The sequence below is a fragment of the Mesorhizobium sp. CA13 genome (assembly GCF_020165235.1).
In the GTDB taxonomy this organism is placed as follows: Bacteria; Pseudomonadota; Alphaproteobacteria; order Rhizobiales; family Rhizobiaceae; genus Mesorhizobium.
On sequence record NZ_JAIUHS010000003.1, the window covers coordinates 148,620 to 170,760 of the forward strand.

The 22,141-nt window shown below is 61.4% G+C and carries 19 protein-coding genes; 12 read left to right on the forward strand and 7 right to left on the reverse strand.

Annotation, left to right across the window (positions count from 1 at the left end):
- The first annotated feature begins 1 nt into the window (after position 1).
- Complete coding sequence (locus LB566_RS09620; RefSeq protein ID WP_224624229.1) at positions 2-2,266, forward strand: xanthine dehydrogenase family protein molybdopterin-binding subunit; 2,265 nt, start codon at positions 2-4, stop codon at positions 2,264-2,266.
- Positions 2,266-2,511 (forward strand): MoaD/ThiS family protein, encoded by a 246-nt coding sequence (locus LB566_RS09625; RefSeq protein ID WP_140552045.1) that lies wholly within the window; start codon positions 2,266-2,268, stop codon positions 2,509-2,511. Before LB566_RS09620 ends, LB566_RS09625 begins: the two co-directional genes overlap by 1 nt.
- Positions 2,512-2,576: 65 nt before the next feature.
- Here LB566_RS09625 and LB566_RS09630 read toward each other — a convergent pair whose 3' ends face one another.
- The 3 genes from LB566_RS09630 to LB566_RS09640 are packed head-to-tail and all read right to left on the reverse strand — an operon-like array spanning position 2,577 to position 8,166.
- A complete protein-coding gene (locus tag LB566_RS09630; protein WP_224624230.1) occupies positions 2,577-4,427 on the reverse strand; it encodes a hypothetical protein in 1,851 nt (616 codons plus the stop codon).
- Positions 4,420-6,894 carry a sensor histidine kinase gene (locus LB566_RS09635; protein ID WP_224624231.1) on the reverse strand — a complete coding sequence of 825 codons (2,475 nt, stop codon included), beginning with the start codon at positions 6,892-6,894 and terminating at the stop codon, positions 4,420-4,422. Before LB566_RS09635 ends, LB566_RS09630 begins: the two co-directional genes overlap by 8 nt.
- 6 nt (positions 6,895-6,900) lie before the next feature.
- Entirely contained in the window at positions 6,901-8,166 is a 1,266-nt protein-coding gene (locus tag LB566_RS09640) for a hypothetical protein (protein ID WP_224624232.1), read from the reverse strand.
- Positions 8,167-8,660: 494 nt separating this feature from the next.
- On the opposite strand from LB566_RS09640, the gene LB566_RS09645 reads away from it, so the two are divergent.
- Both LB566_RS09645 and LB566_RS09650 read left to right on the forward strand, forming a co-directional pair.
- Positions 8,661-9,494, forward strand: a complete 834-nt coding sequence (locus tag LB566_RS09645) for a class I SAM-dependent methyltransferase (protein ID WP_224624233.1) — start codon at positions 8,661-8,663, stop codon at positions 9,492-9,494.
- 200 nt (positions 9,495-9,694) lie between these two features.
- Positions 9,695-9,838 carry a hypothetical protein gene (locus LB566_RS09650; RefSeq protein ID WP_224624234.1) on the forward strand — a complete coding sequence of 48 codons (144 nt, stop codon included), beginning with the start codon at positions 9,695-9,697 and terminating at the stop codon, positions 9,836-9,838.
- Between the two features lie 9 nt (positions 9,839-9,847).
- On the opposite strand, the gene LB566_RS09655 is transcribed toward LB566_RS09650, so the two are convergent.
- The 3 genes from LB566_RS09655 to LB566_RS09665 all read right to left on the reverse strand — a co-directional run bounded on the left by LB566_RS09655 (position 9,848) and on the right by LB566_RS09665 (position 14,458).
- Positions 9,848-12,166: a cation:proton antiporter gene (locus LB566_RS09655; protein WP_411910466.1), complete on the reverse strand. Its 2,319-nt coding sequence runs from the start codon at positions 12,164-12,166 to the stop codon at positions 9,848-9,850.
- A 139-nt stretch (positions 12,167-12,305) separates the two neighbouring features.
- Positions 12,306-13,598: a DUF763 domain-containing protein gene (locus LB566_RS09660; protein ID WP_224624235.1), complete on the reverse strand. Its 1,293-nt coding sequence runs from the start codon at positions 13,596-13,598 to the stop codon at positions 12,306-12,308.
- A gap of 167 nt (positions 13,599-13,765) precedes the next feature.
- A complete protein-coding gene (locus LB566_RS09665; protein ID WP_224624236.1) occupies positions 13,766-14,458 on the reverse strand; it encodes a DUF2270 domain-containing protein in 693 nt (230 codons plus the stop codon).
- 149 nt (positions 14,459-14,607) lie between these two features.
- Here LB566_RS09665 and LB566_RS09670 point away from each other — a divergent pair, with 149 nt between their 5' ends.
- The 8 genes from LB566_RS09670 (at position 14,608) to LB566_RS09705 (ending at position 20,066) form a co-directional block, all read left to right on the forward strand.
- Entirely contained in the window at positions 14,608-16,674 is a 2,067-nt protein-coding gene (locus tag LB566_RS09670; RefSeq protein ID WP_224624237.1) for an acyltransferase family protein, read from the forward strand.
- 127 nt (positions 16,675-16,801) lie between these two features.
- Positions 16,802-17,521 carry a gamma-glutamylcyclotransferase gene (locus LB566_RS09675; RefSeq protein WP_224624238.1) on the forward strand — a complete coding sequence of 240 codons (720 nt, stop codon included), beginning with the start codon at positions 16,802-16,804 and terminating at the stop codon, positions 17,519-17,521.
- 127 nt (positions 17,522-17,648) lie between these two features.
- Positions 17,649-17,972 (forward strand): ArsR/SmtB family transcription factor, encoded by a 324-nt coding sequence (locus tag LB566_RS09680; RefSeq protein WP_224624239.1) that lies wholly within the window; start codon positions 17,649-17,651, stop codon positions 17,970-17,972.
- The gene (locus LB566_RS09685; RefSeq protein WP_224624240.1) at positions 17,969-18,400 is read left to right on the forward strand and encodes an SRPBCC domain-containing protein; all 432 of its coding nucleotides are present in this window, start codon (positions 17,969-17,971) and stop codon (positions 18,398-18,400) included. The genes LB566_RS09680 and LB566_RS09685 overlap by 4 nt, the downstream gene beginning before the upstream one ends.
- 74 nt (positions 18,401-18,474) lie before the next feature.
- Positions 18,475-18,867, forward strand: coding sequence for a VOC family protein (locus tag LB566_RS09690; protein WP_224624241.1), 393 nt, complete (start codon positions 18,475-18,477; stop codon positions 18,865-18,867).
- A 36-nt stretch (positions 18,868-18,903) separates the two neighbouring features.
- Positions 18,904-19,125 carry a hypothetical protein gene (locus LB566_RS09695; RefSeq protein WP_140552033.1) on the forward strand — a complete coding sequence of 74 codons (222 nt, stop codon included), beginning with the start codon at positions 18,904-18,906 and terminating at the stop codon, positions 19,123-19,125.
- A 6-nt stretch (positions 19,126-19,131) separates the two neighbouring features.
- A complete protein-coding gene (locus tag LB566_RS09700; RefSeq protein ID WP_224624242.1) occupies positions 19,132-19,569 on the forward strand; it encodes a DUF1801 domain-containing protein in 438 nt (145 codons plus the stop codon).
- Between the two features lie 98 nt (positions 19,570-19,667).
- Positions 19,668-20,066 carry a DUF1801 domain-containing protein gene (locus tag LB566_RS09705; RefSeq protein ID WP_224624243.1) on the forward strand — a complete coding sequence of 133 codons (399 nt, stop codon included), beginning with the start codon at positions 19,668-19,670 and terminating at the stop codon, positions 20,064-20,066.
- Between the two features lie 75 nt (positions 20,067-20,141).
- On the opposite strand, the gene LB566_RS09710 is transcribed toward LB566_RS09705, so the two are convergent.
- On the reverse strand, positions 20,142-22,124 hold the full coding sequence (locus LB566_RS09710; RefSeq protein WP_224624244.1) for a glycoside hydrolase family 127 protein: 1,983 nt from the start codon (positions 22,122-22,124) through the stop codon (positions 20,142-20,144).
- Positions 22,125-22,141 lie beyond the last annotated feature (17 nt).

Below are 22,141 nucleotides of genomic sequence, written 5' to 3' on the forward strand. Positions count from 1 at the left end.
GATGAATTTCGATCCGCGTTTTTCCAATCGCAATTTCGCCTCCGTCGGCACGCGTCCCATCCGTCCCGACGGCGTCGACAAGGTGACCGGCCGCGCCCGCTACGGCGCCGACTTCAACATGGCCGGCCAGCTGGTCGGGCGTGTGCTGCGCAGCCCGCACGCCCACGCCAAAATCAGGAAGATCGACACTTCGAAGGCGGAAAAGCTCGCCGGCGTGAAGGCGGTGATCACCGCGGCCGACCTGCCGGACCTCACCGACGGCGATGCCGCTATGTACGACATCCTCGACAATTGCATGGCGCGCACCAAGGCGCTCTATGACGGCCATGCGGTGGCCGCTGTCGCCGCGGTCGACGCCCGCACCGCCAGGCAGGCGCTGAAGCTGATCGAGGTCGACTACGAGGTGCTGCCGCATGTCACCGATGTCGACGAGGCGATGCGGCACCACGCCCCGCTGATCAACGACGCCGTCTTCACCGAGGGGCTGGAGGAAAAGCCGGTCAAGCCGTCCAACGTCACCAAGCGCAGCCAGTTTGGCCATGGCGACATCCATCAGGGTTTTGGGCAGGCCGACTTCATCGTCGAGCGCTCCTTCAAGACCGAGCAGACGCACCAGGGCTATATCGAGCCGCATGCCTGCGTGGCCAATGTCAGCTCCGACGGCACGGCGGACCTGTGGGTCTGCACGCAGGGCCATTTCGTCTACCGCCAGCATTGCGCCCAGTTGCTGGGCATGGAAGCCTCGAAGCTGCGCGTCACCTCCTCCGAGATCGGCGGCGGCTTCGGCGGCAAGACCCATGTCTGGGCCGAGCCGGTGGCGCTCGCTTTGTCGCGCAAGGCCGGCCGCCCGGTGAAGCTGGTGATGACCCGCGACGAAGTGTTCCGCGCCTCGGGCCCGACCAGCGCCACCTCGATCGACGTCAAGATCGGCGCCCGCAAGGACGGTACGATCACGGCTGCCGAAGCGACGCTGCGCTACACCAGCGGCCCCTATGCCGGTACTTGGGCCGAGATCGGCGCCATGACGGCGTTCGCCTGCTACAGGCTGGAGAACGTCAAGACCGTCGGCTACGAAGTGCTGGTCAACCGGCCGAAGACCGCGGCCTACCGCGCGCCCTCGGCGCCGATGGCGGCCTTCGCGGTGGAAAGCGCCGTCGACGAGCTCGCCAAGGAGCTCGGCATGGACCCGGTCGATTTCCGCATCAGGAACGCCGCGCAGGAAGGCACGCGGTCGTCCTACGGCCCGGTCTACGGCCCGATCGGCATCGGCCCGACGCTGGAGGCGGTGAAGAACCATGCCCACATGAAGGCGCCGCTAAAAGAAAACCAGGGCAGGGGCATGGCCTGCGGCTTCTGGTTCAATTTCGGCGGCCAGACCTGCACCGACCTCAACATCGGCATGGACGGCTCGGTTTCGCTCGCCGTCGGAACGGTGGACGTGGGTGGCTCGCGCGCGTCGCTGTCGCTGGTGGCGGCGGAGGAGCTCGGCATCGACTATTCGCAGGTCAAGGCCGTCGTCGCCGACACGTCCAGCCTCGGCTACAACGACATGACCGACGGCAGCCGCGGCACCTTCTCCTCCTCCATGGCGACCATCTCGGCCGCCCGCAACGCCATCAAGGTGCTGCGCGAGCGCGCCGCGCAGATGTGGGATATTTCCGTCGACGACGTGGTCTGGGAACAGGGCCATGCGGTGGCCAAGGGCGAGAAGCACGGCAATCTCGGAAAACTGTCGCTGAAGGAGATCGCGGCGCAATCCGGCAAGACCGGCGGGCCGATCGCCGGCCATAGCGAGCTCGTCGCCGACGGCGCCGGCGTCTCCTTCGCCACCCATATCTGCGACATCGAGGTCGATCCCGAGACCGGCTCGACCAGGGTGATCCGCTACACGGTGGTGCAGGATGCCGGCAAGGCGGTGCACCCGACCTATGTCGAGGGCCAGTACCAGGGCGGTGCCGCGCAAGGCATCGGCTGGGCGCTCAACGAGGAGTATATTTACGGCAAGGACGGGCGGCTGCAGAACGCCGGCTTCCTCGACTATCGCATCCCGGTCTGCTCCGACCTGCCGATGATCGACACGCAGATCCTGGAAATCCCCAACCCCAACCACCCCTATGGCGTGCGCGGCGTCGGCGAAACTTCGATCGTGCCGCCGCTGGCGGCGATCGCCAACGCGGTGTCGAACGCCGCCGGCGTGCGCATGACCCACATCCCGATGTCGCCGCCGCGCATCCTGGCGGCGATCGAGGCGGAACGGGAAGGCTGATGGTGCAAGTGACGCTCTGGGGGGCGCTTGCCGCGACCGCCGGAGGCCAGAGCAAGGTCGAGGTCGAGGCCAAGGACATAAGGGAACTGTTCAGGAAACTGGCTGAACAGTATCCCGGCCTGGAGCCGTTGATCGACCGGGGGATCGCGGTGGCGATCGACGGGGTGATTTATAGGGATACGTGGGGGAAGAAGCTGCCGCCGGGGGCGGAGATTTTTTTGCTGCCAAGGTTGGCTGGGGGGTGAGGGGGAGGCTGTGCCAATGGATACGCCGCGCCTGACGGCTAGCGGCAGAAACGCAACGACCGATGCTAAGCAGCATCTGCCTTACTTGTGGCATCTTTCGAAAAATCATGTTCATAAGCGTCACGGGAGAAGTATTGGCTAAAGGCAGCCAAAAGAGAACCAGCTAACGGATCACGAATGCGCGTGATCCGTCTTATTGGATAAACGAATCTACCTTTATCGTAAGAGCCGTGCCGAATCAGTTTTCTAGCTGAGGAGAGGCGCGGCAACGTTGCAATCTCAAGCATCTTTGCACCATCATCCTTAAACTTTTTGCGAGCGTTCTCGATTTCGTTCGTTACCTTCTCGAAATGCTTTGTAAGGATAACTGCTCGGTCGGCCCAGGGTTTGGTGGGCAAGAGCAAATTGGGGTCCAAGTCCTTCAGTGCTCCTATTTCGCATTTCCCCGACTTACTCAGGACAGCAAGATCGAGAACGCGGAGATTTGCCGAAGTCGCTTCAGCAAAGTCAACATACGAACTCGCCATCCCGCCCTTGTCGAAATGATCAAGGCGAAATGACAAACCAGGCTTCGGCATTTCGTCCAATGGCACGGCTCGAATAGGCGCCAGAACAGCCACTTTAAAGTTATCTTCTCTGGCTCGCTCGCCATTACTTCGAACCATGAGATCGCAGGGCTGCGCGATGAGTACCCACAACTTAATGCCCTGGCCCTCACCAATTTCGAAGACGTCACCATTTCGCAGCGGATCATGAAATCCGTTTACCAACGTTTCATCCTCGTAGAGTTCGGTTTGACGGAGCTTTGCCAAGCGCTCTTGTGCTGTCTGCGGCAACTTTCGCGCAAAATCGGCGACAATCTTCACCCCGGTCGCTGCAGTCGAAAACTCCTGCAGGGTCGCCTCTTTTAGTATCTGAGCCTTTACCTGATCCTTATGGATTATCCCGTATAGCCGGATCAGAGTTTCGAGTTCGGAGACTCCCTCATCTTCCGACGACTTAAGGACCATATGCTCAAAGTCGATTGGGTCGAGTTTAGAAAAACGATCGAGGGCAGCTTCAAGCGCCTCTTTAAACGCTGCCTTCGCTAAGTCCTTCATGCTGGCGCAATACGTGTTGATGAGGGTCCTATAGACAGCCCCATAAAATGTCGGCAGTTCTCTCAGGCTGCCTTTCGCGATAGGCATAAAAAAACTGAGCTTTATATCTTCTTCTTGCTCCAACTTAAGCCAAGTATCGACCTCGTCGCCAGGCTGTAGAGTATGTGAAAGCATACCACAGAACCATCTCGTACCGAAGGCTTCCTTGTCAGTCAGCGCCAAGTCCTTGATGATATCTGATCCCTTTGCGAAAAGAAGGCCGTCGTTGTTTCCAAGTTCTTGGTCAAACAGAAATAGTGTTCGTCTATCTTTATCGCATTCCGCCAGAAGGGCCGCTCGCATATCATTCCAGACATTAGGCACAAGGAACTCTATCTCAATGTCACCAGGCAAAAGAGCTCTCAATTCATCGAAGACTACTTTCTCGAAAACTTCAGGCGCCATCTGGCTGATAGTCTCTCGCAACAATTCCAGTTGCTCTGAATTTAGCTCAGCAAATGTAGCAGAGATTTGCTCGAACAACACCTCGTTTTGAGGATCCAAATCAAGATTGAAAAACTGATCAGATAGGCGCTTTCTACTTTCTGGGTGAGTAGTAATTACGTCGAAAATAACTCCAGGGTCCATCTCCTGGTCGATCTTGTCATCGACAAGGACGACCTTGACGATTTTGAGACGCGCAAAAAGCTCGGTCAGGTTGCCTTCGAATGCTTCGCCACGCGGGGCCGCCACCGCCGTTTGGCCTGCTGCAACTTCTTCGGCAATAGGCGCCGGCGCCGCGGCCTCAGCCTGCATCACGGGCGCCTTCTTATCCATTCGCAACACCTGACAAATCCAGCTCGAAAATATAGCGATGACCGTGCGCATTTCGTGTGCCCAGCAACGAGATTGAGCAACCCATCGATTCCAGGATTTGCGCACTAATGAACAATCCAAGTCCTCGCCCCTGAGTTTTTGGCTTGAGAGTTATAAACGGTTCAAAAAGGGAATCTTCAACTGAAGGGTCGACCCCTAGACCGTTATCCCAAATTCTGAGTCTCGGTGATTTGATTTCAATCGCTAGAACAAGATCCTGTCTGATGCTTGGCTTGGCATGCTGAAGCCAATATTCAGCGTTCAATAGTACGTTGTCGATTACTTGGGTCAAGCGCCCTCGATTGGTTCTGACCCGAAAATCTTCGCCCGCCTCGATGTTTGTTGAGATACCTAATTGTTGCCATCGGCGTTCAAAATGATCACAGATATCCACAACCAGTTCATTCGCGGAGAAGACTTCAATCTTGTCGCGCTGGTACCGAAGAGAAGGTGCCAGATGACTAATTTGTCGTCTGAGTGCTGAAGCGATGGACGTCACTTCGGTGGAGAATACCAGCAAATCATTGTTGATGGGTATGGCCTTGCGCGCCTTGGAAGTGTTAGCCGTAGACCTCTGCATCAAACGGTCCGTCTGATTTTGGACCTCATGGGATAAGGTCTCGGCTAGCAGGCCGAGACCTGCTAGCTCAGAGAAATCCTGCAACTGATCCGAGAGGACATCGAGTCGAGGTCCCAAGCTCGCTACAACTTGCTCCAAACCCTGAGCTTCGGAAGCATAGTCGGAAAGTTCATCGAAGATTGCCTCAGATGCCTCAAGCGCCTGGCGCGCCTCTGCAAGCAGAACGGACAATTCTCGTTCTGCGGCATTTGAGAGCAGTGGGGTTGTCTCAATGCGGTTCGTAACAGAGGCGATTTGCTTTTGAACGGTGGACGTGCGAGTTTTTATCGTAGCCGCGCGCTTGGCATAACTTGCAAGCCTGTTAGAAACAGCCGCGGCATCGAGCACAGCTGTGCGGCCGCGGTCAAAGGGCTTTCCGCGTGAAGCATGCTCCGCTTTATAACTGTTGTAGTTGCGCCGCGCCCATTCATAGAAGATCGCAATAGTGTCGACTGCCTTTCCCATCAGTCGACGAAAATTCTGGGAATATGGGTTCGAAACAAATCCTTCGCGGTCTGTCTTCTCCCGCAGCTGACTATTCCTAGCTTCGGATATCGCAACAAAGCCGATAACGTTGTGGGGGCGCAAGCCGTACCAGGAAGATGCGCTGGTCTGACCCTCACTAAGACGTAACCAATCCTCTCCATTAATCCCATAGGGTCTAACTGCGAAGCCATCACGGAATACTTTTATGCCGGCATGTTGTTTGACGACCTGCTGAATTTCAGTGGCGTTAGCCAAACCGCTAAGCTTGACGGCAACCTCGTCAGAGCGAAGCGAAAACTCGTCGATCTCGCTATGGAACGGCCCCGGATTGGCAGGCTTAGAAGGATCACCTGGGTCCCTCTCGATCTTTCCCAAAGCCGAAAGATCCACAGAATGGCTAAATTCAAGAAAATATGCGGTGTCCGGACTGAAGCGTATTTCTACGGGAGGTGTCCGACCCGACAAAAACTCGAAAAATGCCTGCCCGTTGTCTTGCGTGAGGAGTCGCTCGAACGCATATGTGTCCTCCGCTTTGTTGCCACGGAATTTTGCTAAGCGAACTCTGCCGGACAGTCCCAAGCGGCCATTTTCAAAGTCGATCTGGAAGCGTCCGATTGCGGCATTGCGAACGCGCTCTGAAACTAATGCGAGATCAATTGGCCGCCCGTCGATTCGCAAAGTTACCATGAACGGACGAGCTTCTGGAAAAGGCGAGATAATTTGTGAGAGGTCGGACACAAGTTGCTCCGCCGCTTTTCCACGCCAGACTTCGGCATTGCGCAGCCCGCTGATTGCAAGCAATGTGCCCTTCTTTCGCCCGGGTGTGGCCGGCCCCAGGTAAACTGGAACCTCGCTGAGGCTCTTGTCGTCGCTGAACGCTGTCCAGGCGAAAGACACATGCAGTGTTTCGCTGTTGCCGTCCTTGCGAGTAAACATCTCGAGATTCCGGCCCAGCTTCTGAGTACTAAGACGTCCTAAGCCTTTGTCGCCAAGGGGCACACGGCCTTTGGGCGTTGTAAGCCCTTGGCCTTTCATAATGCGCTTCCCGGAGAGGGAGATAATCAACCAGCCTCGCTCAATGTCATAACGATCCATTCCCATCCCGTCATCTTCGATGGTTATGTATCCAATCTCACGAGTAAATTTGGCACCATCGATAGGTAGCCTCTCCGATGTGTTTACCGATACGTGGGCAAAGGTTGCATCAGCGTCGTAAGCGTTCTTCACAAGTTCGACGATTGCGGTAACCTCGTCAGAAACCAGCTCTTCTCCGAGTTGGCGCACAACGGCGGCACTAATGTCGAAGTGTGGAATCTTGGCCATTGGCCTTTATTTCTCGCTCTTACGAACGAGGAGAATCTTCTCCTCTTTCATTGTAGCCGAACTCGCGTTTCTGTGTGGCATTCGCTTGTGATGAATCTGACGAGTTAAGGTGGTGATGACTTTGCAACCCTGCCCATCCAACAATTCAGAAAGAACGATGTCTGTCGGGACCTGCAGCCCAGAGATACTGCGATTTCCTACTGTCCATATCATGTAGCCGTCGGCAGAAAGTAATTTTATTATCCTCGTAAGACTTTCAGCAAAGTCACCATAAAAACGGATTAGTCTTGTTCGACCGTCGCCCGGCTTTGGCGGAAGGCTATCCGCAAAACGCTTCAAATGAACCGAATTCTCGAATAGAGTTTCCTCATTCCATGTACTTCCTCGAATGCTGCCTCCCAAGCTTCGTGCATCGAGCTCGTGAGTGGTACGAACAGCGTCAGCATCAGCGTGTTCATCGATGTCATTAAAATCAATCCAGTGGAGCGGCAGATAAGAGTGCTGGCCATAGGTAACTGTGGTAAGGTTGTCACCGTATGGCGGCGAAGTCATGATCAGGTCGAAGCCTCCAGGCGACCAGTTGTTGCTGACCTCTCTGGTGTCACGCAAAAATACACTTGTGTCAGACCTATATTCACTGTCTTTTATATTATTTGCATTTTCGAGCTGCTTCCTAAAGGCCAAAATGCTTGAGCAATTGTCGCGCGCGAGGTCTTTGAAGACCGCAAACGGCGAGAGTTTTCGTTTCGCGATCTCCTCAGTTGGGCGAGCGTGTAGTTTATAGGTCGACGTGCGATCGTTACTGGTAAGCCTCACTGTCTCGGCAAGCGTTGCCCAGAGAAAGCGACGTACCCATAGATCATCACACCGCCTGATTGATCGCCTTAACCTTGAGAGTTCCTCAGCAACCTCATCATGGAACCACTTCTCGTGGTTTGGCAGTGCCGTTTCTATGTTCCTCTTCCGATCTGCCTTAGCCCCAATGACAACCTGTTCCGCAATTAGGCCAATGCCAGATTCGACACGTCGAGCGGTTCGAACTCGACTGAGGAGGACTGCTAGCGGGTTTATATCGTTTCCGTAAGCGTTTAAGCCATAATGCATACCGCTTACAAGAGAAGTTCCTGAGCCGACAAAAGGATCGTATATTGAAGTGATGCTCGGCCGTGCGTCGAGCACCGCACCTAGGAGCCGACGCTGAACCTTTGGAACCATCATCGCTGGATACTGAAATATATTATGCGCGCTGTCGTTTCGGTCTCTGTCTTTCAATGACCAAAAGTCAGGGTCCGCACTCCGATCACTAAGGAGGCGCAGAAGTTTTTCGTCGGTGTTGTGTACGCGAGGAGTCGCTTGCGGTCTAAGAACGCTGCGTGCTGCGACTGGCATTGCGCGGCGATCCCATTTCTGTATTTTGCGTTTCTGAATTCAACGACCGGCCGCAAAGAATCACGATGCGCAGAGAGCGCATTGACAGTAGTTTGATTTTAAGGTGCTTCATCCAACTCGTAAAGCCTTGTCCGGGCAGAAGAGGCGGTTATTTCGATCCGCTAACTTGCTGCCGACTACAGGCAATGGCGTCCGGGCCATCATAACGCGGTTCCCAGCGCAGCCGTGATCTCCACCGTGGTCGCGCAACGCATCCTGTCCATCCAACCTTCAACTGACGAGGGCAATCACAGGTATTGGTTCCACACAGATTCGCAGCCATTGCGTGATGCCGCTCGGTGCGCTTCTATCCCTGCCGTGCCATGGGGGGTCATCATTTGTCTGCCAGGAACCAAACGTCCACCGGTCACGAAGCGAGCGAGGCCGGTTGGCTCGATCTTCATTTCGAATCGTCGCGGCCCGAATATGAGGCGGCCTTTCTCGAAGCCGGCATCCTCCCGGGCTGGCGCGTGCTCGATGCCGGTTGCGGCAGCGGCGGCTTCCTGCCGCTCATCGCGAGCGCCGTCGGCCCCTCCGGCTTCATCGCCGCGCTCGACCTCGCGCCCGAAAACATCGCCCGGGTCGAGGCGCTCGCGGGCACGCTGTCCGAGCCACCGGACATTGCCGCGCATGTCGGCAGCATCCTGTCGCTGCCATTCGCCGACGCATCGTTCGATTGCGTGTGGTCCGGCAATGTCATGCAGTATCTGACGCCGGCCGAGTTCGAGCTTGCCGTCGGCGAGGCGAGACGCGTCTTGAAGCCGGGCGGCATCCTGGCGGTCAAGGATTTCGATTCGACCATCCTGCAGATCCTGCCCATGGACCGGGCGCTGCTGGCGCGCTTCATGGCAGCCAGGCTGCAGGGATTTCGCGACCGGGGCGTGCTCGGCACCGATTGCGGTTCGACGCTTCCCGCGCGCCTGCGCCAGGCTGGCCTGGAGGTCGTCAGCCGCAAGGGCTGGCTGGTCGAGCGCTGGGCGCCCGCGCCTCGCTTCACGCGTGACTATGTTCGCGACCTGCTGGCCTATTTTGCCAGCGTCGCGCCGGGCTACGCCTTGCCTGACGCCGACCAGGCCTATTGGCGGGACCTGAAGGAGAGGCCGGATCGCCTGCTCGACGATCCGGACTTCTGCTACCGCGAGTTCTTCGTGATGGCGGTTTGCCGGATTTAGCGCTCCGCCGCGACGACCGATGCCGCGGCGCTGCGCGAGCCGCAGGCAAAGCCGCTTCCGAGATCGAGGTTGAGCCAAGGCGCATTCGCCAGCCCTCCACTCAAATGGCCGGCTTTCGAGCGAATTTCTTCGCGAACCGTTAATTCGGCCGTGCTGTTAATAAGCATCTGCTAATGAACTGGTTCGCGCGGGGGTACGCAATGACCAAGAATCTCGGCAATGCACGCTACGTGCCGCCAAAGGAGCAGCAAGGCTCGATCCTCGGCAAGGTCGCGCCGGCCCTGTTCCCGCTGGCCGTGGTGGCGCTGGGCTACATGATCGGCAGGCAGTTCTTCGGCCTCTAGGCTCCGCCGTCAGGCGCCGGTTTCGGCGGCGACCTCGGCCCTTGCTTCGGCGCGGATGCGGTCGCTGGCCAGCAGCACGACCGGGCAGGCGACGGCGGCCAGCACCGCGGTCGCCGTGTCGCCGAAGAACAGCTCTTCGCCCGGCCGTTGCGCGACGCCCATGACGACCATCGCGGCACCCTTGGCCACTTCCCTGGCGATCGCCTTGTCGGGCGTGGCGCGGGCGCGGATCGCGGTGTCGACGGCGACGCCGTAGCGGTCGGCGAGATCGACGACGTCCTTGAGCACGGCCTCCTCGCGGCGGTGCGAGACCGAGCTCGGCCGGCTGCCTTTCCTGGCCTGCGAGACATAGAGGGCCTTGACCCGCGCCCGGTGCGGCCGCGCCAGGGCGAGCGCGAGATCGACGGCGCGGCGCGAGACCTCCGTGCCGTTGACCGGGACCAGTATGGTCGCGCCGGCTTTCAGCATCGGCATCTTTCCGGCGGATCTGGCGCCATTCAGCACCAGGCATAGCGGGCCGTCGAAGCCGCTGGTCATGTCGTTGAGCGCCTCGGTGAACGAGCCCTTGGCGGTCAGCGCATTCTCCAGCCCGACCAGCAGGAGGCCGTAGCCCTTGCGGGCTTCCTCGGCGATCGTCTCGGCGGTGGCCTGGGGCTCGGTGCGGGCGATGAGATGCACCTTGTCGACCGGCGTGTCCTCGGCCTTGCTGACGGCCCTGGCGCTCTTTTGCGCGCCGCGCTTGACCTCCTTCGAGGCGCGTTCCGGCCCTTTGGTGCCGGCCGGGCCGGCGATCTTGCCATCGGGCAGGTGGAGAAGCGTGGTCGGCATGCCGCTGCCGCCGCCGACAAGTCCGGCGAGATGCGCGGCCAACTTGCCGACCGGGCTGTCGTCGACCAGCAGCAGCAGCCGTTCCAACTTGGAGACGAAGCCGCGCTCGTCGAGCAGCTCGCGGTCGACGCGCTGCTTCTCGGCATCGCCGACCGGCAGGCGTCCAAGCGCCCAGCGAAGCATCGGCGGCATGGCGAGCGTGGTGATGACCGCCATGGTGACGATCATGGTGAACAGGTTGTGGGAGAGGATGTTCATCGACAGGCCGATCGAGGCGACGATCACCTCCGTCGAGCCGCGCGCGTTCATGGCGCTGCCGACGGCGGTCGCTTCTTTCAGCGTCATGCCGGCGAACCGGCCGCCGATGAAGGCGCCGCCGAACTTTCCGATGCTGGCGATGACGACCAGCAGCAGCGTCAGCAGCGCCAGGGTCGGATCGACGAGCACGGTGAGGTCGGCCGAAAGGCCGGCCATGCCGAAGAAGATCGGCATGAAGAGCGCCGTGATGACGCCGCGCAGCTGGCTCTCGATGTGACTGGAGAGGATCGGCGATTCGCCGACCAATATGCCGGCGACGAAGGCGCCGAGCACGGTGTGGACGCCGATCAGGTTGGTGATCAGCGCCATCACGCCCATGATGATCAGGATGACCGATATGACGGCGTATTCGCTGCGGAAGGAATCGTTGCTCCAGCGGATCAGCGTGAACACCAGCCGGCGGCCGATGGTGAAGGAGAACACCATGAACAGCGCCACTTCCGCCACGGTTACGACCAACGGCACGATTTGCAGGCTGCCATTGGTGGCGATGCCGAAGGTGACGGCGATGATCAGCCAGCCGATCGTATCCTCGATGATGGCCGAGGAGATGATGACCTGGCCGAGATTGCGGCGCATGAAGTTCATCTCGCGCACCACCATGGCGACGATCTTGACCGAGGAGATGGACAGGGCCGTGCCGAGGAAAAGCCCGGCGACGACGCGCTCTCTCGGGTCGGGCAGCAGCGTGTCGGGCAGGATTTGCGCCAGCGCGAAACCGCAGGCAAAGGGCACGAGGATGCCGGTGACCGAGATCGAAAAACACGCCGCGCCCACCCGGCGCACCAGGCGCAGGTCCGTCTCCATGCCGGTGAGCAGCAGAAGCAGCAGGACACCGAGCTGGGAGACCGCCTCGATCATGCTCTTCTGCGCCGGGTCGGTCGAGAAGATCAGTTGCTGCGCACCGGGCCAGAGCCAGCCGAACAGCGAAGGCCCAAGCAGGATGCCGCCGATCAGCTGGCCCATGATCGCCGGCTGGCCGTAGCGCTGGAAGATTTCGCCCAGGCCACGCCCGACCAGCAGCAGAAGCACGATCTCGGCGACGAACAGGCCCTCCGCCGAGCCGCCCATGCCCGCCGCATGGCCGCTCGCCTGCGCGGCCCAGACGGGATGCGCCACGGCGCTCGCGGCAATGGTCAAGACGGCCAGGAGAGATGTCGTTTGCAGGCGCTGCCGGTCCATCCAGCCCTCAACAGATGATTTCCGGAACACTGTTCCCGTTCGGCAGGATGCGGGCTGGCCTGTTCCGGCAGGATCGGATCAGGTCCGCACGCATCGCTGCTATAAACGTGCAAGGCTGCGCAAGGTTGCGCAACACATCCTAGCCCGACCGCTTCGGACCGGCCGCCGGCAAGGGCTGCGCCGGCGAGGCGGGCGGCGGCTCCGGGCCGAAGACGCTGCGGCCGCCGAGCAGATGCGACTGGTCGAACTCGCCCGCGACGATCTCCTTCAGGCTCGGGCCGGTGACGTAGCGCTCCAGCCGCCGCGCTTGGCCGTCGAGCCGCTGCAAGGCGGCAAGCTCCTCCTCGCGGCCGAGCTTCGCCTTGCTGACCGCCGACTTCATGACGGCGATGGTCTCGTCATAGACCTTCAGCGGCACCGGGAAGGGATGCCGGTCCTTGCCGCCATGTGCCAGCGAGAAGCGCGCCGGGTCGGAGAAGCGGCACGGCGCGCCATGCACCACCTCCGCCACCATCGCCAGCGCCCGCACGGTGCGGGCGCCGACGCCCGGCACCAGCAGCAATTCGGGAAAATCCGCCGGGCCGCTCTCGATGGCGGCGCAGATGTTGCCGTGCAGCCGGCGCATGACGATGTCGCTTTCGCGCACGTCATGGTGCGCCGGCATGACCAGATTGGGCAGCATTGGCTGTGCGCTCTCGCACTTCGCCGAAGGATCGTCCGCCATGGGCTCGATGGCGGCGAATTCGCGCACGATGCGGTCTGGACCGAGCTGGCGCAGAAGGTCGAGCTGGCCGCTGCGCGAAGCCTCGGCGCGATGGTCGGTGAGATTGACGATCTCGCCCTGCCGCTCGCCCTCGATCGCCGCGTGCGGCTGGTCGACGAAACTCCTCAAGCCTTCCGACAGCCAGTGGTAGCGGCGCGCCTGCCTCCTGTCGCCGTTCATGCCTTGCTGGACGACCACCCAGCGGCTGTCGTCGGTGACGATGAAGCCATGCAGATAGAGGTCGAAACCATCCTGCACGGCGGCGCTGTCGACCTTGGCGACCAGGCGGCTGGCGGTGGCAAGGGCCGCGCCGTCGAAGCCGACGCGTTCGCCGATCATTTCCAGCTCATGCGGCGTCTTGCGCGAATGGGCGCCGCGGCCGCCGCAGACATGGATGCCAAGCTCGCCCGACAGCGGCGTCAGCCCGCGCTTCAGCGCGCCGATGACGCTGGTGGTGATGCCGGACGAATGCCAGTCCATGCCCATCACCGCACCGAAGGACTGGAACCAGAAGGGATGCGCCAGCCGGCGCAGCAGCTCGTCGCGGCCGTAATGGTGGACGATCGCCTCGCACAGCACCGCGCCGAGCCGCGTCATGCGGTCGCCCAGCCATTTCGGGACCCGTCCGCCATGCAGCGGCAGGTCGGCGCTGCCGCTTCGCTGCGTCACTGGTTTCGATATCTCCGTGGCCGGCCGCTTAAGAACCGGCTCTCTGCGCATCTAGATGGCATCCATGCGGCCATTTTCCAAGCGTCACGTAGACCACGGTTCGCATCTTGAATCAGAATGGCGCACTACCCGATTGTCCAAAAAGGGTTTTCATACGTCGGCTGGCGCTAGACATGCACGTCGCCGAAGGAGAGTTCGCCATTGTCGTCGGGCGTCAGCAAGGCGGCCGCCAGCAGGCCGGCATAGAGGATCGCGACCAGCGTGACGATGACCACGCCGGGCACGGGGCCCAGGGCGGCGGCGTTGACGGCCTCGCGCAATGTGCCGACGAAACCGACCGGCGCGGCCTGGTCGAGCAGGCTGGGCGTCGACAGTTTGAGGATCCAGGCGAGCAGCAGGATCAGCATCATGTGGATGTAGTTGCGGCGCAGACGGCGCGCCAGCGCCACCCGCTGCGAGACCAGGAATTTCGGCGTGCGCAGGCTTTCTCCGACGATCAGCAGCCAGTCCGAGGCGAAGTCCGGCTGCGGCGAGAAGATCTGCGCGAAATAGTGGCGCTCGAACTGGCGCACGCGGGCGCGGTAGACGTCGAAGAAGCGGTAGCGCCGCGCCTCGATCCATAGCAACAGCAGCACCAGCAGCATGGCGAACAAGAGCACGCCGTGATGGGCGCTGGCCGTCGACAGCGACACCGACAGCATCGCGGCGACAACGGTGATCGCCCAGTTGCTGGTCCTGTCGATGCGGTCGCGCCATCCCGCCATGCGCGCAATCTCGGCGCGATGGAAATGCGACATCACGGTCACCATTTCGCTGGGCGAAAGCGTCCTGCCGACGGGCGTTGCCGGCGCATCGTTCATAGTTCCCTCCCAACCCAACGAAACGCGTCGAAGGCGATCTCGTTCCGCCGACGGCGGCCAGGGGTTCGGCAGCGGCCCCGGATTGCCTCGCTGAAGACATACTGCGCCAATAAAAGGCCAGGCCACCGGCACTATTTCGGAGAATATGTTTGAATCTCGTTGTCAGGCGTCCAGTCGCCCAGGCTTCAATTCCCGGGCATGGACAAGCCGGACTTGCCTATCGCGCGGATATTGACGGGCTGCGTGCCTTGGCGATCGTTCCGGTGGTGCTGTACCACACCGGCATTCCGGGTTTTGGTGGCGGCTTCGTCGGCGTCGACGTGTTCTTCGTCATCTCCGGCTTTCTCATGGCGTCGCTGATTTCGAGGGAGATCACTTGCGGTGATTTCAGCTTGCTGCGTTTTTACGAGCGTCGCATCCGGCGGATCTTTCCGGCGCTCTTTGCAATTCTGGCGGCCTCGTCGATAGCCGCATGGTTCCTGCTGATGCCCGCCGAGCTGGAATACTTCGCCCGCAGCCTGAAAGCCGCAGCCTTGTTTACATCGAATATCGAGTTCGAGAAGGAAAGCGGCTACTTCGACGTCGGTGCGCAGATGAAGCCGCTGATGCACACATGGTCGCTTGCAGTCGAGGAGCAGTTCTACATTCTGTTTCCGCTGCTGCTGGTCGCAATCAACCGGTTCGCGCGGCGACACACGGTGTCCATCCTGGTCGGGTTGCTGATCGTCTCGTTTGTGGCGAGCGCATGGACGGTCTTCCGTTCGCCGGTCGCGGCGTTCTATCTCCTGGAGTTTCGCGCCTGGGAACTGCTCGTTGGCGCCCTGCTTGCCTTCGGCGCGATACCGACGCCGACGCGGCCGACCATGCGGGCAGGCTTGGCAGCCGGCGGCATTTTGCTGATCGCCTTAGCCGTGTTCGGATTCAACGATCACACTCTCTTTCCCGGCCCGGCGGCACTGCTGCCCTGCCTCGGCGCCGCGCTGGTGATCCATGCACGCGACGAGCAAGGGCCGGTCAGCCACATCCTGCGATCGAAGCCGGTTGTATTCATAGGCTTGATCTCCTACTCGCTCTATCTGTGGCATTGGCCCGTCATCGTGTTTAGCAGGGCGATGGCCGACCGTGAATTTTCCGTGCTTCACGGCAGCCTGATCGTCCTGACGTCGCTCGCAATCGCCGTTTTTTCGTGGCGGTTTATCGAACGGCCCTTCCGCGGCAGCAATGCCTGGGTCGGCCGGCGTTCGTTGTTTGCCGGAGCGGCCCTGATGGTTGCTGTGGCCGTCGGCTTTGGAACCGATGTGATCCGCGACAAGGGCGTTCCATCCCGTGTTCCTGTCGATGTTCGCAAGGTCTACGCCGCGACCTACGATGAAAGCCGGTTCAGCGTGCCGCCCTGTTTCGCCGATTTCGATGCAACGGGACCGACGCCGGCCGACATACGCGCGGGCAAGCTCTGCCCGCTCGGCATCGAGCATTCGAACAATCCCGCCTTCCTCGTGTGGGGAGACTCCCACGCCGGCGCAATGGCTCCGGCCATCGATGCAGCCGCCACCCGGACCGGCGTTGCTGGTCTCTTTGCAGGACATGCTTCATGTCCGCCTTTGCCGGGCGTTCAGTTGACGCGGCGTAGCCATACCGAACAGTGTGGCGATTTCAATGGAGCAGTGCGCGATCTGATCGCGTCCAGGCACATCCCGCTCGTCTTCCTGCTGGCCTACTGGCCCAAATACGTGCACGATTCCGAACTGCCGAACCAGGGCGTTTATTTCGATCCGTCGGTGCCGCCGCCGCTTGAAGACAAATCCGCCTCGGTCGTCGAAACGCTCGACCGCCTGATGGGGGAGTTGGCGCAACAAGGCACCAAGGTCGTTTTGGTCATGGACGTCCCGGAGATGGGACATTATATGCCGGAAGCCGTCGCCAGGGCGATGATAGCAGGACGTTCCACGGATGTGGCCCCGCCATGGGATTATGTCGCGAAGCGGCAAGCGCTCTCGCGCGCGATCTTGACACGTCTTGCCGCAAAATACGGCGCTGCGGTTGTCGACCCGCTTCCAGCGTTCTGCAGCATTGGCCACTGCGACGCGGTTCAAAACGGCCTGCCGATCTACAAGGACGCCGATCACATTACCGCAACCATGGCGAGGAGCCTGGCCTCTCTGTATGTCCCCTTGCTGTCAACGGCTCGTCGGTCGCCGGCGACGACCAATCCCTGAACATCCAGTTGCGTTTGGTGGCCGGCGGATCCCAACCCGGCGATCCCAATCAGTCATCGGCGTCGGCGCCGCCCCTTGAGAATCCCTGCGCCTTCGGCAACATGGCGGTGACGGCCGAGATGCGAACATGAACAAACCGATCCCCACCGCGCCGCCACTCAAAGCGGCGATGGCGCTGACGGAGGCGCTGGTCGCCCGCACCTTGCGCGCGGTCGAGGATGCCGGGCCGACGCCGGGCATGGTCTACATGACCGACGCCGACTATGCGCGTTTCAGCGACGAAATCCTGGCCGATGCGCCGGCCGGGCCGCTGAAACTGTTCGCCTATGGCTCGCTGCTATGGAAGCCGGCGGGCGAGGTGAGGGGAGGCGAGCGCGCGGTGGCGACCGGCTGGCACCGCTCTTTCTGCTTCACCGTGCAGCGGTTTCGCGGCACCGTCGAGCAGCCCGGCCTGATGATGGCGCTCGACCGTGGTGGCCAATGCCAGGGCATGGTGTTCGAGATCGCGGAGCCGGTCGCCGACAATCTCGAGGCGCTGCTGCGCCGCGAGATGACCATCCTGCCCGCCGTCAACGTGCCGCGCTGGCTGCGGGTCAGGACGGAGGGCGGCATGTGCCGCGCGCTCGGCTTCGTCGTCGATCCCGCCAATGCGCGCTATGTCGGCAGGCTCGACAAACGGGCGGTCGCGGCGACGCTGGCCCGGGCCGCCGGCCATTGGGGCTCGGGCGCGCAATATCTGTTCGAGACCATCCGCCACCTCGACGCCTGCGGCATTCGCGATCGCAACCTGTGGCAGTTGCAGGCGCTGGTGGCCGAGGAGATCAACCGCGTCCACGCCACGGTTTAGCGATCGGCGTTCCCAGCGCAGCGCGACCCGAAAGTTTCCGGACGCTTTTCCCCCTCCAAATCTTCGCTTGACGAATACATATCCCGGTGGTTATACGTCGATCAATAGCCAACGGGTTATCGATTAAATGCCGGATGCTCATGATGCGCTCTTCAGGACGCTTGCCGACCCGACGCGGCGCGCCATCTTTGAACGGCTGTGCCGCCAGGGAGAGCAGACGGTGGGAGCGCTGACGATCCAGTCGGGGGTCTCGCAGCCGGCCGTGTCGAAGCATCTTGGCGTGCTGAAGCAGGCCGGGCTGGTACGCGACCGCCATGAAGGCCGCCAGACGCATTACAGCGCGCAGCTCGCCGCACTGGCGCCACTGATGGACTGGACACGGGAGATGGCCGGGTTCTGGGAAAGCCGGTTCGACGATCTCGAGGATCTGCTCAAAAGGATGGACCAGTGAACGACAGTGCCGCCGAGACCCGCACTGTCGTCGTCGAGCGGCAGATTTCCCATCCGCCCGAAAAGCTCTGGCGCGCGCTGACGCAACCGCATCTGATCGAGGAGTGGCTGATGAAGAACGATTTGAATCCGGTCGTGGGCCATCGCTTCAACATCAGCACCGCCTGGGGCGGCGTGCTGGATTGCGAGGTGCTTGCCGTCGAGCCGCACAAGACGCTGTCCTACACCTGGAACCTCGCGCACCAGGACCCGGCCTTCGATCTCAGGAGCGTGGTGACCTTCACGCTCACCCCGACGCCTGCCGGAACCCATCTGCGCATGGAGCAGTCCGGTTTCCGGCCCGAGCAAAGGCGGGCCTATGGCGGCGCCAAGATGGGATGGCCGAAATTCCTGGAGAAGCTGGAAGAGCTCCTGGCGCGGACGGACTGAAATCCACCAGCCGGGGTTCATGACAAGGCTGTTCGAAGGCGGCGGCCGCAAACGAAACCTATGGAGGACATGCGATGAAGATCAAATTGACCCGCGTCTATGTGGACGACCAGGAGAAGGCACTTGCCTTCTACACCGACGTGCTGGGCTTCACCAAGAAGGCCGATTTCAGCAACGGTCCGTTTCGCTGGCTGACCGTCGCCTCGCCGGACGAGCCTGAGGGAACCGAGCTGCAGCTTGCGCTGAACGACAACCCGGCGGCCAAGGCCTACCAGCAGGCCATGTTCAAGCAGGGCCAGCCGGCGCTGATGCTCTTCACCGACGACATCAAGGGCGATCACGAGCGCATCAAGGCGCGGGGCGCGGCCTTCGCCATGGCGCCGACGGAGGTGACCGGTTCGACCATCGCGCAGCTCAACGACAGCTGCGGCAACCTCATCCAGATCACGCAGCTGGCGCGCTGGTAAGGCCCGATTTCAACGCATATTGCAAAGGAGGCAGCATTGGACTGGAGCAAGTGGATCAGGCAAATTCACCGCTGGTTGTCGATCATCTTCACGGCAACCGTAGCCGCGAACTTCATCACCATGGCGTTCGGGCAGCCGCCCGCCTGGGTGGTCTATTCACCGCTCCTGCCACTGTTCCTCCTGCTGTTCAGCGGCCTCTACATGTTCGTACTGCCCTATGTCGCAAAGACACGCGACGTTCAGCGCGCCAATGGATAGGAACGGATGGCGAAATCGACCAAACCCGCTACTGAGGCTCCTTCCGTAAAGTTGCTGTCCGGCGGCAACCCGCAGATCGCCAAGGGCTATGGCGATGCGCCGGTGCAGGCCTATATCGCGGCCATGCCGGACTGGAAGCGCGAGGTTGGCCAGCGCATCGACACGCTGATCGAGCAGGCTGTCCCGGGCGTGCATAAGGCCATCAAATGGAACTCGCCTTTCTATGGCATGGAAGGCGAGGGCTGGTTCCTCAGCTTTCATTGCTTCACGAAATACATAAAGGTGGCCTTCTTCCGCGGCATGTCGCTGGACCCGGTGCCGCCTGGCCAGTCCAAGAGCAAGGACACGCGTTACCTTGATATTCATGAGGACGACGAGTTCGACGAGGCCCAGTTCACCGACTGGGTGAAGCAGGCGAGCCGATTGCCCGGCGAACGGATGTGAGATTTGCACGCCGGGGCCCGGATTTGCCGCCCGCAGCAGAGCGCCTATGATCGGGCGGACGGGGCGGGGATCGCCCTCAAGCTTGAAGGAGAACGGACATGACAAAGACCGGGTCGCCAGAGGAAAGGTCTCCTTCGCAGCTCATAGACGGCAGGATCGAGGAACTCGGCGACTGGCGGGGCGAGATGCTGAGCCGGCTGCGCGGCCTGATCAGGCAGGCCGACCCCGAGATCGTCGAGGAGTGGAAGTGGCGAGGAGTCCCGGTGTGGGAGCATGCCGGAATGATCTGCACCGGCGAGACCTACAAGAACGTCGTCAAGCTGACCTTCGCCAAGGGTGCGGCGCTGCCCGATCCATCGCACCTGTTCAACTCCAGCCTGGAAGGGAACACCAGGCGCGCCATCGATTTCCAAGAGGGCGAGGAGGTCAACGAGGACGCGTTCAAGGCGCTTATCCGCGCCGCCGTGGCTCTGAACAAGTCAAAGGCCCGGCGATAGGCGCATGTGACTGGCACCGAAGAACGCGGCGGGCAGAACGAAGCCTGTCGCGCTCCTTCACGCGCCGCTCTGGCCTCACCCGTCCCTCAGCCATACCAGCATCTCGCCCGGCTCGCGGTTGTCCCAGGCGAAATAGGGGATCGCGGTCAGCCGCGTCTGTGTGGCAGCGGGCGGATCGGTGCGGTAGAGCCCGTTTTGCCAGCCCTCATCGGTATCGGCCAGTGCCGCGGTCGAAAGCGTCACCACGCCGCCCAGCAGGTCCGGCTCGTCATGCGCCTCGATGCTTGCGGTGCGCGGCAATGCGATGCGATGCAGGCTGCCGTCGTTGTCGGTCGCCTCGACGCAGTAGATCAGCGGGCCGCGCGACAGCGCCACGCGGCCGGCGTCCTGGCGCACCTGCGGGTTGGCGTAGAGCCGTTCGATCGGCATTTCGAGATCGAGGCGGACACAATCGCCCTTCTTCCATGTGCGCCGGATCGCCGCGTAACCCTCGCTGGTGACGTCCTCGAGCTTCACCGTCTCGCCATTGACCTTGAGCGTCGCGCCGGTGCTCCAGGCCGGCACGCGCAGATGCAGGGTGAAGGCGACCGGCGCCTGCGGCTCGATGGTGATGGCGACCGCGCCGTCCCAGGGGTAGCGGCTCGCCTGCGTCAGTGCTACCGGCACGCCCGCTATGTCGAAACGAGCGGTGGAATCACCATAGAGATGGACGGCAAGCGCATCGTCCGCCAGGCTGTAGAAATAGCTGCCGATGGAGGCCACCATGCGCCCGATATTGGGCGGGCAGCACGGGCAGCGGTGCCATTTCCATCTGTTGTGCCGGCCCCGGCTTTCCAGCGGGTTTTCGTAGAAGAACAGCGAGCCGTCGAGCGACAGGCCCGAGATCGAGCCGTTGTAGAGCGCCCGTTCCATGATGTCGGCGTAGCGGGCGTTCGGCCCCATGCCGAGCATGCGGCTGGCCCAGAACACCAGGCCGACGGCGGCACAGGTCTCGGCGTAGGCGCTTTCATTGGGCAGGTCGAAGTCGCTGGTGAAACCCTCATTGTGCGCCGACGGACCGAGCCCGCCGGTGATGTAGAGGTTCTTGCTGGTGAGATCGTCCCACAGCCGGTCGAGTGCCATCCGCAAGCTGTCGTCGCCATATTCGGTGGCGATGTCGGCCATGCCGGAATAGAGATACATCGCCCTTACTGCATGGCCGACGACCTTGTCCTGCTCGCGCACCGGAATGTGCGACTGGCTGTATTCATAGGTCTTGAAATGATAGGCCTTGGGATCGGCGCCGCGGGCGCGCGCCTCCTCGTCGAAATAATGCGGTTGCTGCCCGCGCTGGTCGATGAAGTATTTCGCCAGCTCCATGTATTTGTTCTCGCCCGTCACGCGCGCGAGCTTCACCAGAGCCAGCTCGATCTCCTCATGGCCGCAATAGCCCTTTTTCTTGCCCGGCTCGGGCCCGAGCACCGAGGCGATATGGTCGGCATAGCGGCACATGACGTCGAGCAGCTTGCGCTTTCCGGTTGCCTGGTAATAGGCGACGGCGCCCTCGATCAAATGGCCGGCGCAATAGAGCTCGTGGCAGTCGCGCAGATTGGTCCAGCGCAGGCCGGGCTGGATGCGCTGGTACCAGCTCGAGAGATAGCCGTCCGGCTGCTGCAGCTTTTCGTAGAGGTCGATGACGGCATCGATCTTCTTCTCCAGTTCCGGGTTCTTGGCACGGTAGAGCGAATAGGCCGCCGTCTCGATCGTCTTGCCCCAGTCGGAGTCCCAGAACATCTGCGTCGTCACCGTCGAGCCGGTGAAGCCGGGGGAGGCTGCCTCGTCGGGCGATGGGGAATGGAACGGGATGACGACGCCGGGCGAGGGCCGGTCCGGATCGATCTGCTCCAGCATGCCCGCCTCGACGCAGCGGTCGTAGAGGATATCGGCGGTGCGCGCGGCGACGGCGTCGGCACGGTCGCCCCAGAAGCCGTGCACGTCGACCTGCGGCACCGGCAGCGGCCGGAAGGCGAGTTTGGGCCTGGAGGCGCTGGCAGGCCTGGCGGATGACGATGCGGTCATGAACTTACTCCATTCGA